Source organism: Nonomuraea sp. NPDC003201 (assembly GCF_053590415.1).
In genome coordinates this window covers 1-11,566 of the sequence record NZ_JBSFTC010000326.1, presented here as the reverse complement: position 1 = coordinate 11,566, position 11,566 = coordinate 1, and the positions used below count along the sequence as shown (strand labels likewise).

Here is an 11,566-nt window from a genome sequence, read left to right as displayed (position 1 = left end):
GCCGCAGGCCCAGCCGGCCCAGCCGCCGGTGCGCGGCGATCTCGGCCAGCAGCGCGGGGTCGCCGGCCTGGACGACGCATCCGACGGTGCTGACGGTGACCTCGCCGTGCCTGCGCGCGGTGTCGCGTACGAGGTATTCGAGCGGCTGCGGGATCGTGCCGACCCCGGCCAGCTCGTCGAGCAGGGCGTCGGCGTCGTAGCCGTGGTCGAGCGCCCGGCGCACGCTCTCGGTCGTGAACCGCCACACCGAGGCCGCGCCCCGCGACTCGCGGTCGGCGGCCCGGTCGAGCAGCGCCGCCAGCTCCGCCGACGGCGGCCCGGTCACGACCGCGGTCAGGTCGGGGCCGAACAGCGCGCTCCTGCGCACGCTGGCCAGCGCCCTGGTGGCCGCCTCGGCCAGCACGGGGTCGTGCTCGACCATGGGCACGGCGTCGTCGTTCTCGTCGCCCGGCCCGGCGATGAGCCCGGCCATCGCCCGGCCGAGGTCGGTGATCGCGTTGTTGGCCAGCAGGCCCAGCAGCGTGGCCTCGTCGAGCACGGCGGGCGCGCAGGCCAGCAGCAGCTCCAGGTCGAGCAGCGGCGCGTGCCAGTGGACGCTGGCCACGAGGCTGTCACGGTCGGCGAACGCCGTGCCCGCGGGCAGGCCGGACAGGACCGCCAGCACGGCCCTGCGGATCCTGGCGACCGCGCTGCCCGAGGGGTCGTCGCCGAGCACGGTGCCGTACTTGCCGTCGACCTTGCGCAGCGACGAGCGCTCCATGCGCCACCAGGCCGCCAGCAGCACCCGCAGCCGCGCCGAGCCCTCGTCGAGCCGCCACCGGTCGAAGCGCTCGGTGGGGATCATGCCGCCCGACTGCTCGTCCCAGGCCAGCAGCCTGGCCACCGCGCAGACCTCCAGGAGCAGCCGCGTCTCGTCCTCGTCGCAGCCGGTCTCCTTGGCCACCCTGCGCACCTCGCGCACGCCCACGCCGCCGGTCTTGAGCAGGGGCAGCGGGGTCTTGGCGGTGTTGTCGAGCAGGGCCGCGCACCGCTCGACCACGTGCGGCGCGGCCAGTGTCATCAGGTGGTCGACCTCCTCGGGGTCGACCGGGATCGTGGCCACCTCGGGCGCCTCGGGCCGGAAGGCCGGGTGGTAGCCGGGGCCGCGCAGGCAGATCGCCACCTCGCGGGGGATCTCCGCGACGTGCCAGCTCGGGCGGAAGAGCAGGCCGTGGTCGGCGCACCACTTCTCCGGTGTGCCGGGGGTGACGAACCGGCCGCCGTCGACGTTGAGCGCGGGGCCCTGCCAGGCGACCCGGTCGAGCAGCGGGATCGTGCCGTCGGGGGCGCCGCGCAGCAGCGCGTTGAGGCGTTCGCGGTCGGCGAGCGCCTCGGTGACGCGGGTGATGACGCGGCGCTTGTGGCCGTGGGAGGACAGGCCGAGGTTGCGGGCCAGCGCGTGCAGCGCGTCGTTGCCGATCGACCAGGAGTTGAGGTAGTGGTCCAGCGGCTCGCCCAGGCTGAGCGGGGCGGACCACCAGCGGGCGACGCCCTCCGCGAGATGGATGACGCCGTCCTCGCCCGGCCAGGCCAGCGCGTGGTCGTACAGGTGCTCCAGCCAGGGGGTCACCTCGTCGACCGGCGCGTCCACGAAGCCGGCCAGCCGCTCGGCCGTGGGGCGGGTCATGGCCAGGGCGGCCTCGGCGAGCTGCAGGCAGGGCAGCGGCAGGGCCCGCAGGGTCTCCATCACGGCGAAGCCGTTGCTCAGCCGCTGGGCCAGGGTGTCGAGCCGCCGCGGCCAGGGAGCGGCGATGGCGTCGGGCCGGTTGGCCAGGACACGGCCCAGCCTGTCTTCGTTCAGTTTTCGCAGCCAGCCGAGCAGGTGATCTTCCATCTGTGAGCAACTCTCATGGGGTCGCACGCGGGGACTCACCGTGAGCCATGAGCATCCACGGTAATGCAGATCACCCCCGGTCAGGAGAGGACTGCCCAGACGATCTTCCCGTGAGGTGCAAGTGCGGACCAGCCCCAGCGGAGGCTGAGTGATTCGACGATGTGGAGTCCGAGGCCGCCGGTGTCAAGGGGGCCAGGGTATCGCAGCACCGGCACCGATGAGCCTGGATCGGTGAATGCGCCGGTCACGAGGGGTCCCCGGCGGACGAGGGACATGTGGACGGGGCGCCGGCAGTGGGGCTCGTCCAGATGCAGGCCGTGGCGCAGCGCGTTGGTGGCGAGCTCGGAGACGACCAGCTCCATGTTCTCGATCAGCTCGGCGAGCCCCCATCCCGACAACGTGCCGGTGGTGAAGCTGCGGGCCGAGTGGACGGAGGCGGGGCTGGGCGGGAGCACGAACGTGGCGCTCGCGGACGGGCCGGGGACCAGCAGATCGCGGGCCGCCTCCGGCCACCAGCCGACCGGAGGCCACCAATCGAACGTGGTCCACTGGCCGGGCGCCGTGGTGGATTGCACGTGATCATTCTGCGACAAACTCTCGTGCAGGTGCAAGGGCGAATGCACGTGCAGACAACCTGTGCACGCGCTACCGTTGCCCTCAAATGGTCAATATGGGGGAAAGGGGATCTTGTCCGCGGCCCATGATCTTTCGGCCGTGAAGTGACAGACTGTACGTGCATACCCCGCAACATGCGGTGGGCCGCCGACCGCAGCTCACCGTAAGTGCAGACTCCGCTACTTATGGCGATCCGCTGGGTGCGGCCCACCATGGGTGCATACTCCGCTACTTGCGGTGGACCGCCGAACGCGGCCCATCGCGTCGCAAGGAAACGAACAAGGAGCAGCACGTGTCCATTGATCCGCCCGGTTCTGCTTCGACCGTTCGGCGCATCATGCTGGGGGCGAGTCTCAGGCGCCTGCGTGAGGCCAGCGGGCTCGACCGCGGACAGGCCGGATTCCACATCCGGGCGTCCGAGTCCAAGATCAGCCGGATGGAGCTCGGGCGGGTCGGTTTCAAGACACGTGACGTGGAAGACCTGCTCACCCTGTACGGCGTCGTCGACGATGCCGAGCGCCGTGCCCTGCTGGAGATGGTTCGCGAGGCCAACACCCCCGGGTGGTGGCACAAGTACTCGGCCGAGCTGCCTTCATGGTTCACCACCTACGTGGGCCTGGAGGAGGCCGCCGAGATGATCCGCACCTACGAGGTGCAGTTCGTGCCCGGTTTGTTGCAGACTGCCTCGTATGCGCGATCGGTATTCCAGCTTGGCAACCCCGGTCTGAGTCCAGACAAAATCGAACGCCGCGTGCATATGCGCATGCAGCGTCAGGAGCGCTTCACCCAGAAGGACGGACCCCGCCTGTGGGCCGTCATCGACGAGGCAGCGCTCAAGAGGACCATCGGCGGGCGGGAGGTCATGGCGGAGCAGCTCCAGCATCTGCTGGAAGTGGCTGCCCTTCCCAACATCACTATTCAGGTGATGCCCTTCAGGTTCGGCAAGCACGCCGCTGAAGGGGGCGCGTTCAGCATCTTGCGGTTTCCCGAGTCCGACTTGTCGGACGTTGTCTACGTCGAGCAGCTATGGGGTGCCCTGTACCTGGACAAACGCGAGGACATCGACCCGTACCTCACGGCCATGGAGCAGTTGTGCGTGGAGAGCACCACGCCAGGGGGCACCGTCGAGCTCATCGGCGGTCTTCTCAGAAAGATGTAGATGAACCAGACCTACAACGGCATGCCCGCGGCGAACCTGACGCAGGTCGCCTGGCGCAAGAGCCGCTACAGCAACTCGCAGGGCAACTGCGTGGAGCTCGCCGAGCTTCCTGACGGGGGGATCGCGGTGCGCAACTCGCGCTTCCCCGACGGCCCTGCCCTCATCTATACCCGCGACGAGATCCGGGCCCTGGTGCTCGGGGTTAAGGACGGAGAGTTCGACGGCCTGCTCGTTTAACAGCCTTGTAACCTCCGGCGCGCCCGCTTAACGGGGGCGCGCCGGAGGCTTAACAGTCCGGCCTTCTGTTGCCGCGAGGATCAGGGTCATGCTCGACCAGATGACCCTGTATCCGATCGCCGACGACGTGCTGTTCGCACCCGGCGGCAAGGTCGTGATCCGTACGTATGGAGTGGCGCCCGCCACCACGGGGGCCTCCGTCTCTTACCGGACCTGGGTGACCGGCATCCGCGACCAGCCGCGGTACTGGCACTGGGGCCACTTCGAGGACGCCGCCTCCGGGCACCGCAGGGTCCTGGAGTGGCTCACGGGGCGGGGGCCGCAACCTTCCCAAACGCTGACCTGATCGCTATCCTCGTGCCAAGCAACCGCTTGGTAGAGGAGGCGTGGTGCGGCGCGCGATCCACCTGATCGAGGAGGTCGACTTCCGGCCGATGAACTCCAGGCGGCCCCTGGAGTACCTCACCTGGCTGACCCGCTACAAGCGCGAGGACGAGAGCCGTGCCGCGCCCTCGCTCACCTCCGGCATGTCCATCAGGTCCCGCGAGATCGACCTGGTGGGCGCCTTCTACGCCGTCGGCATCACCGGCCATCCGCAGTTCAAGGCCGTCACGCTGTGGGACTGCCACGGCGGGTGGGACGGCGGCTGGCGGCAGATGATGGAGATCTACCAGGGCGTCGACGAGCGGCTCTTCCTGTCCGACATCGACGACCTGCGCTTCTCCGCCTTCTCCCGGCCCCTCGGCGCCGTGCCCGGCTGCCCGCCGCTGTCCGAGGCGCCCGCCGCCGAGCTCTACCTCTTCGAGAGCGCCCGGGTCCGCCCGGGGGCCGCGCTCGACTACCTGCACACCGTGCGCACCGAGCGGGCGCCGCTGCTCGCCGAGCACGGCCACACCCTGGTCGGGCTGTACGAGGTGCTGTTCTGCGACACCGAGGCCGTCACCGTCTGGGCCGTCTCCCTCGACGACCACCTGGCCACCCAGCGCGCCCGCGACGCCGCTCTGGGCCTCGACGACGAGGTCGCGCCCGATTCCCGGCTTCTGGACTGGAGCAAACGGGCTCGCGACTATCTGGAAGGCCCCTGGCGTGAGACGCTTCTGGCACCGTTCCCCGGTTGCCGCCTGGCGCCGGAGGTCCCGCCGGGTTAGCGTCGGCTGCGGAGGTGGCCATGACGGACTCCTACCTCTCCAACGGGCAGAGCCCCGACGAGCACGTCGCCGCGTGCCCCGACTGCCGCGCCGCCATCGCGCTGCTCGACCATCCCGACCCGGCGGCGGAGCCGCCGCCCACGCTGCGCGAGGCGGTGCTGTCCAAGGCGCGCCGCCGCCGCAGCCCGGCCGTGCTGGGCGTGTCGTCCGTGGTGGTCCCGTACGCGGAGCAGGTCGCGCTCATGGACGACCTGCTCGGCGAGCTGAGCGGGCCCCAGTGGGAGGCCCCGATCGCCAGGCACGGCACGGTCAGGGGGCTGGTGGAGCACCTGGCGGCCAACGACGCGACCGTGGCCCGGTTCATGGGCGTGCGCGGCATGAGCGATCTGCCCGTGCACCGGCGCTGGCGCGAGCAGGCCGGCAGCCTGCTCGAACGGGTCTCCGCCGGCAGCGAGGTGCTGCTCGGCGTCGAGGTCGCGCTGGCGGGGGCCCGGCCGGCCCGCGCGCCGCTGCGCCAGGCCCTGATCCAGCGCACGTTCGAGACGTGGACGCACGCCGACGACATCAGGGCCGCCACCGACCGCTCCCAGGAGCCGCCGCGTCCCGAGCACGTGCACATGATCGCCGAGTTCGGGCTGGCGCTGCTGCCGCGGGCGATGCGGGAGCCGCGCCGCGACGTCTCGGCCACCGTCGTGCTGACCGGGCCGGGCGGCGGCACCTGGACGATCCCGCTGTCGCCCGCCTCCGACCACGTCGCCGTGCTGCTGTCGGCCGGCGCGGTGGACTTCTGCCGGCTGCTGGCCAACCGCCGGCCGCCGGACTCCTTCCCGTACGCCGCCGAGGGCGACTCCGCCCTCGCCCGCGACATGATCAGCGCCGCCGCCACGTTGGGGTGTGACTGATGGCGAGGGAGCGCCGTCGCCTGGAGGAGCGGCAGGAGCGAAGCGACCAGAGCGGGGGATGGCGACGGCATCGAGGGCGACCGAGTTCGCCTCGCGGAGTGAGGCCATGAACACAGACATGGAGCTGTGCACGCGGCTGACCGCCGGTGACCTCGACGCGCTGGCCGACGCCTACGACCAGCACGGATCGTACGTGTACGGGGTCGCGGTCAGGGTCACCGGCAGCCAGGCGCACGCCGAGGAGATCACCCAGAACGTGTTCACGGCCCTGTGGGAGCAGCCGCTCTCCTACGACCCCGCGCTGGGGTCGCTGCGCGGCTGGCTGGTCAGCCGGGCCCTGCACGAGTCGGCCGTGCGCTCGAAGGTCGGTTGACCCGTCAGCTGATCGGGGCGTTCCAGGTCAGGAGCACGGGCTCGGAGTGCTCGAAGCCGAGCCGCGAGTACGTGCCCGTGTCCAGCTTCAGCAGCCTGCCCTCCTCGGGCCCGAGGCCCAGCCAGCGGGCGGCCAGCACGCGCAGGAAGTGCCCGTGCGCCACCAGCGCCACCCGCCCCTCGGCCTTCCTGGCCCGCTCGATCACCCGGTCGGCGCGGGCGGCGACCTGCTCGGCGCTCTCCCCGGGGTGCTCGGCGTCGCCGGGGATCACGCCGTCCCGCCACAGGTACCAGCCGGGGTGGCTCTCGCGGATCTCCGGCGTGGTGATCCCCTCGTAGCCGCCGTAGTCCCACTCCCACAGGTCCGGGTCCACCTCGTAACCGGTCAGGCCGGCCAGCTCCGCCGTACGCCGTGCGCGCTGGGCGGGGGAGACCAGCACCAGGTCGAACGACTGCCCCTTGACCAGCGGCGCCAACGCCCTGGCCTGGTCCTCGCCGTGCTCCGTCAAAGGCAGGTCCGTACGTCCGGTGTGCCGACCCGCCTTGCTCCATTCGGTCTCACCGTGCCGGAGCAGCAGCATCTCTTCCATGGAGTCCATCATCCGGTATGCCCGATTCCGGCCCGGCGTCAGGTGGCGAGCTCCTCGACGACGGGGGCGAAGGCGTCCAGGTCGCGCTCATGATGCACCACGAAATACGAAATATCGTGCTCATCCCGCCAATAGCGAAGCTTGTCGATGATGTCGGCGCGGGTCCCGAGCAGGACCTGCGGCGTCTCGCCGAGCGACGAGCTGTCGGCCGCGCTCCATGCCTCCTCCGCCTTCCGCTCGCCCACCTGCACCACGCTCGTCCCCAGCTCCAGCGCGTCGTAGCGCTCGCCCGCGGCCTCGCGCACGATCTCGATCTTCCTCAGGAACGCCGCCGGCCCGCCGTCCCGGTCGTCGGGCCCGCTCCCGTCCGGCCGGACCCGCATCCCGAGGTTCACGACGTCCGCCTCTTCGGCCGCCAGCCGCAGCATGCGCGGCCCGCCCCCGCCGAGCGCGATCGGCGGGCGCGGCCTCCGTACGGGCTTGGGCTGCTGGTCGAGCCCGTCGATGCGGTAGTGCTTGCCCTGGAAGCTGAACGGCCCGTCCCCCCAGAGCCCCTTGAGCACGGCCACGGCCTCCCGCAGCCGCTCCACCCGCACCCCCGGCGGCTCCAGCGTCAGCCCGGCCCCGTCGTAGTCGCGCGCCATCCACCCGGTCCCGATCCCGACCTCCAGCCGCCCGCCGGACAGCAGGTCGAGCGTGGCCGCCTCCTTGGCAAGCACGGCCGGATGCCGGAAGTCGTTGGCGAACACCAGCGTGCCGACCCGCAGCCGGCTGGTGGCGCAGGCGGCCGCCGTCAGCGCGGCGATGGGGGCGAACCTGGGGCCGACGAGATGGTCGGGCACGAGGAGCACGTCGTACCCCTGCCCTTCGAGCCGCCGCGCCTTCTCCGCCCAGGCCGCGCCCGACCCGGCCTCCCGCACCACCGCCCCGAACCTGAACCGCCGCACGATGCCTCCCTCACGTTGAGCAAGCGCTTGGGCGACACTGTACGCGCCGACCGGCCGCGCGGGTCAGCGGGAGGGGAGAGCGAGGGCGATGCCGGTGGCGGCGGCGGTGAAGACGAGCCAGGCCACGCCGCCCACCGCGCCCGGGAGCCCGGCGATCCAGGCGACCGGGATGAGGAACGGCGCAACGATCATGGCGATGGCCGCCCACTTCGGCGCGGCACTGCGCAGGGCGGCGACCCCCAGCAGCACGAACCCGAGCAGGCTCAGGAAGAACGTGAACCCGAGGACCGAGGTCGGCATCCCCTCGCTCAGCTCCGTGACGAGCCGGTTCGTGGTGGGCACGTCGAGCCCGGCCTTGGCGGCCGCGTAGATGGTGTCGTCGGAGGTCAGGCCGTAGGGCAGGGCCATGGCGAAGGCCAGGATCATGCCCACCAGTCCCAGCGCGGGCCGCCCCGACCGGGCCACCTTGCTCACCGCGAAGATCGCGGGGATGAGGGTGACGGTGCCGAGCGCGGCGACCCAGCTCCAGAGCGCGTACGCGCCGAGGTCGGCGACGATGGCGCGGATGTACGGCTCGCCCTCGGCCGTGGCGTCGAACGGGCCGAGCAGGAGGGACACGGCGACGGTGAGCGGTGAGATCGCGGCGCAGGCGATCATCGCGCTCCTGGTGAAGCCGGCGGTGGAGGGGGTTGTCTCAACTGTGGTCATGCCCCGAGGGTGAGCCCGCGGGGTGGGGCGTGCATGAGTAGGGGCTACTCAAATCGCGGGTTTACCAAGCGCTTGCTTAGGTGCCAGACTGGGGGCATGGAGATCCCGGTGCGCCAGGTGACGGACGACGAGGCGGCGTTCTTCGGCGAGCACGGCTGGGTGCGGCTCGGCCGGCTGGTCGACCCGGGCACCGCCGCGGCCCTGCGCGAACGCGCCACCGGCTTCATGAACGGCCGGTCCAGGAGTCACGAGACGCTGGTCGACGAGGCGTTCGGGCAGTCGAGGGACATCGCGGCGAGCGACGAGATGTTCGGCGCGCTGACGTCGAGCCCCGAGATGGGGCGCAACGCCGTACGGCTGCTGCGCGGCGTCCGGGCCGTGCGCGTGCAGGTCACCAACCTCCTGGTCAAGGAGGCGGGGGAGCACGGCGCGACCGAGTTCCACCAGGACTTCCCCTGGATGCCGATGGACCGCTCGGCCATGCTGACCGTCTGGCTGGCCCTCGCCGACGTGCCCGCCGACATGGGGTCGCTGCGCTTCTACGACCGTTCGCACCGGTACGGGCTGCTCGGCCGGAGCTTCACCCGCCCGGGGGACGACCAGCTCACCCAGCACCCGTGGCTCAAGGAGCTGGAGCTGTCGCCGCCGCTCGACCTCAAGGCGGGCGACGCCACCGTGCACCACGCCCTGACCGTGCACGGCGCGCCCGCGAACCGCCGCGACAGCCCGCGCCTGTCGTTCACCGTCACGTACTTCGACGCCGACGCCCTCTACACCGGCCTGCCCTACCGGCAGACCGACGGGCTCGGGCTCGAGGTCAACCGGCCGTTCGAGCACGAGAGGTTCCCCGTCGTGAGCCTCGGAGGCCGGGATGCCTGAGACCGTACGGGGGCCGGTGGCGGAGCTCGGGGCGACGCTCATGCACGAGCACGTCTTCGGGCTGAGCCCCGAGATCCTGTGGAACTGGCCGGACATCCCCGAGGGCTGGGACCTCGAGACGCGGGCGCGCGAGGCGGCGGGCAAGCTCGACGCGCTCAAGGCCGAGGGCATCGACACGATCGTGGACCTGACCGTGGTGGGGCTCGGCAGGTACATCCCCGCCGTCCAGCGCGTGGCCGAGCTGACCGGTGTGAACATCGTGGCCGCCACCGGCCTGTACACCTACGACGCGCTGCCGCCGTACTTCGCCAACCGGGGTCCGGGGTCGCTGTTCGGGGGGCCGGACCGGCTGGCCGAGTTCTTCGTACGGGACATCGTCGAGGGGATCGGGCGGACCGGCGTCAAGGCGGCCATGCTCAAGTGCGCCTCCGACCACCTGGGGATGACCAGGGGCTGCGAGCGGGTGTTCCGGGCGGTCGCGCAGGCGCACCTGGAGACCGGCACGCCGATCACCACGCACTCCCACAGCGCCTCCAGGGGCGGCCTCGAACAGCAGCGCCTCCTGGGCGAGCTCGGCGTGGACCTGGGCAAGGTGGTCATCGGGCACGCCGGGGACTCCACCGACGTGGCCTACCTGGAAGAGCTGATCGCCAACGGCTCCTACCTCGGCATGGACCGCTTCGGCATCGAGACGATCAGCCCGTTCGAGGACCGCGTGGAGATCGTGGCGAAGCTCTGCGAGCGCGGACACGCCGGAAAAATGGTCTTAAGTCACGACTCGTACTGCTTCAACGACCGCTTCGACGCCGACGTCGTACGGCGGCGCCACCCCAACTACCACCTTCTCCACGTCCCCCGCGACGTCGTTCCCGAGCTCCGCAAGAGGGGCGTCACGGACGACCAGGTCCACCAGATGCTCGTCGACAACCCGCGGAGGATCTTCGCATGACCGGTGACATCAAGGACTTCGACGTCGGTTCGGACTGGCACGTCGCCGCCCCGTACGACTTCCTCCGCGGGCTGCGCCGGGAGCGGCCGGTCTTCCACTCCGAGCACCTCGGCGCGTACGTCCTGACCCGCTACCCCGACGTGCGCGCGGCCTACGGCGACCCGCGGCGCTTCTCCTCCAAGGGCTCGCTCACGATCTCCCGCAGCCTGACCCGCGAGACCAGGGAGAAGCTGGGCGAGCACGGCTCGTTCCTGTCCAGCTTCGTGGCGAACGTGGACCCGCCCGACCACACCCGCCTGCGCCGGTCGGTGTCGAAGGCGTTCACGCCGCGCGCCGTGGCGGCCATGGAGCAGGAGTTCCGGCGGCTCAACGAGGACCTGCTCGACCGCCTGGAGCCGCGCAAGAGCGCCGACTTCGTCGGCGAGATCGGCCACGAGCCGTCCATCAAGCTGACCGCCCGCTTCATCGGCGTGCCCGAGGCCGACGAGGCGTTCGTGCAGGCGCACGTCAAGGACTGGTTCCAGCTCTTCCTGTCGCCGCAGCCGCCGGAGCGCCAGCTCGAACTCGCCGGCAGCTTCCTGACCTATCTCGACTACGTGGACCGCCTGGTCGCCTCCCGGGCCAAGGACCCGCAGGACGACTTCACGTCCCTGATGACCTCCCTGATCGGCGCGGAGCTGACCCATCGCGAGGTCGTCGAGCTGATCTCCACGATCCTGCTCGGCGGCAACGACACCGTCCCCAACCAGCTCGGCAACACCGTCCTGCGCCTGCTGCGGGAGGGCGCCTGGCCGGTGCCGCCCGACCTGGTCGCGAACGCCGCCGAGGAGTGCATGCGCATCGACGGCGCGTCGCTGGGCTCGTTCCGCTACGCCGTGACCGACATCCCCCTGCACGGCGTGACGATCCCGGCCGGAGCCCTCGTCCTGCTCTCCACCGACTCCGCCGCCCACGACGAGAGCGTCTTCCCCGAGCCCGAGCGCTTCCTGATCGACCGGCCGAACGCCGCCGAGCACATGGTCTTCGGCTACGGCATCCACTTCTGCGTCGGCGCCGCGCTCGGCCGCCTGCAGCTGCGCACCGCGCTCGACGTGCGGCTGTCCGAGCTGGGAGCAGCGGTCCGGAACTAAGGAGAGCGCCATGCGGCTTTCGGTGGACTTCGCCTCCGGCCGTTCCGGCACGGCGGA

Annotated in this window: 14 protein-coding genes; 9 read left to right on the top strand and 5 right to left on the bottom strand. The window is 71.2% G+C overall.

The features are described 5' to 3' along the window. Both ACWDX9_RS52195 and ACWDX9_RS52190 read right to left on the bottom strand, forming a co-directional pair. On the bottom strand, positions 1-1,873 hold a 1,873-nt coding region (locus ACWDX9_RS52195), incomplete at its 3' end, for a helicase-associated domain-containing protein (protein WP_449969295.1). A gap of 80 nt (positions 1,874-1,953) precedes the next feature. Then, entirely contained in the window at positions 1,954-2,448 is a 495-nt protein-coding gene (locus tag ACWDX9_RS52190; protein WP_449969292.1) for an ATP-binding protein, read from the bottom strand. A 377-nt stretch (positions 2,449-2,825) separates the two neighbouring features. Here ACWDX9_RS52190 and ACWDX9_RS52185 point away from each other — a divergent pair, with 377 nt between their 5' ends. The 6 genes from ACWDX9_RS52185 to ACWDX9_RS52160 all read left to right on the top strand — a co-directional run bounded on the left by ACWDX9_RS52185 (position 2,826) and on the right by ACWDX9_RS52160 (position 6,307). After that, positions 2,826-3,647, top strand: a complete 822-nt coding sequence (locus ACWDX9_RS52185) for a helix-turn-helix domain-containing protein (RefSeq protein WP_350741585.1) — start codon at positions 2,826-2,828, stop codon at positions 3,645-3,647. Next, a complete protein-coding gene (locus ACWDX9_RS52180) occupies positions 3,648-3,884 on the top strand; it encodes a DUF397 domain-containing protein (RefSeq protein ID WP_185072716.1) in 237 nt (78 codons plus the stop codon). Positions 3,885-3,972: 88 nt separating this feature from the next. Further along, positions 3,973-4,230, top strand: a complete 258-nt coding sequence (locus tag ACWDX9_RS52175; RefSeq protein ID WP_449969290.1) for a hypothetical protein — start codon at positions 3,973-3,975, stop codon at positions 4,228-4,230. Between the two features lie 43 nt (positions 4,231-4,273). Continuing rightward, positions 4,274-5,032 carry a hypothetical protein gene (locus ACWDX9_RS52170; protein WP_449969287.1) on the top strand — a complete coding sequence of 253 codons (759 nt, stop codon included), beginning with the start codon at positions 4,274-4,276 and terminating at the stop codon, positions 5,030-5,032. A gap of 20 nt (positions 5,033-5,052) precedes the next feature. After that, on the top strand, positions 5,053-5,934 hold the full coding sequence (locus ACWDX9_RS52165) for a maleylpyruvate isomerase family mycothiol-dependent enzyme (protein ID WP_449969284.1): 882 nt from the start codon (positions 5,053-5,055) through the stop codon (positions 5,932-5,934). 106 nt (positions 5,935-6,040) lie between these two features. Beyond that, complete coding sequence (locus ACWDX9_RS52160) at positions 6,041-6,307, top strand: sigma factor (RefSeq protein ID WP_364255507.1); 267 nt, start codon at positions 6,041-6,043, stop codon at positions 6,305-6,307. A gap of 4 nt (positions 6,308-6,311) precedes the next feature. Here ACWDX9_RS52160 and ACWDX9_RS52155 read toward each other — a convergent pair whose 3' ends face one another. From ACWDX9_RS52155 to ACWDX9_RS52145, 3 genes are all read right to left on the bottom strand, one after another. Then, positions 6,312-6,896 carry a histidine phosphatase family protein gene (locus ACWDX9_RS52155; RefSeq protein ID WP_449969281.1) on the bottom strand — a complete coding sequence of 195 codons (585 nt, stop codon included), beginning with the start codon at positions 6,894-6,896 and terminating at the stop codon, positions 6,312-6,314. A gap of 38 nt (positions 6,897-6,934) precedes the next feature. Continuing rightward, entirely contained in the window at positions 6,935-7,843 is a 909-nt protein-coding gene (locus tag ACWDX9_RS52150) for a TIGR03621 family F420-dependent LLM class oxidoreductase (RefSeq protein ID WP_449969279.1), read from the bottom strand. A gap of 63 nt (positions 7,844-7,906) precedes the next feature. After that, positions 7,907-8,551: a hypothetical protein gene (locus tag ACWDX9_RS52145; RefSeq protein ID WP_449969276.1), complete on the bottom strand. Its 645-nt coding sequence runs from the start codon at positions 8,549-8,551 to the stop codon at positions 7,907-7,909. Positions 8,552-8,647: 96 nt separating this feature from the next. On the opposite strand from ACWDX9_RS52145, the gene ACWDX9_RS52140 reads away from it, so the two are divergent. From ACWDX9_RS52140 to ACWDX9_RS52130, 3 genes are read left to right on the top strand one after another with little or no spacing between them, the layout of a single operon-like run. Further along, positions 8,648-9,430 (top strand): phytanoyl-CoA dioxygenase family protein, encoded by a 783-nt coding sequence (locus ACWDX9_RS52140; protein WP_449969274.1) that lies wholly within the window; start codon positions 8,648-8,650, stop codon positions 9,428-9,430. Next, positions 9,423-10,379, top strand: a complete 957-nt coding sequence (locus tag ACWDX9_RS52135) for a phosphotriesterase family protein (RefSeq protein WP_449969272.1) — start codon at positions 9,423-9,425, stop codon at positions 10,377-10,379. The genes ACWDX9_RS52140 and ACWDX9_RS52135 overlap by 8 nt, the downstream gene beginning before the upstream one ends. Further along, the gene (locus ACWDX9_RS52130; protein ID WP_449969270.1) at positions 10,376-11,509 is read left to right on the top strand and encodes a cytochrome P450; all 1,134 of its coding nucleotides are present in this window, start codon (positions 10,376-10,378) and stop codon (positions 11,507-11,509) included. Before ACWDX9_RS52135 ends, ACWDX9_RS52130 begins: the two co-directional genes overlap by 4 nt. Positions 11,510-11,566 lie beyond the last annotated feature (57 nt).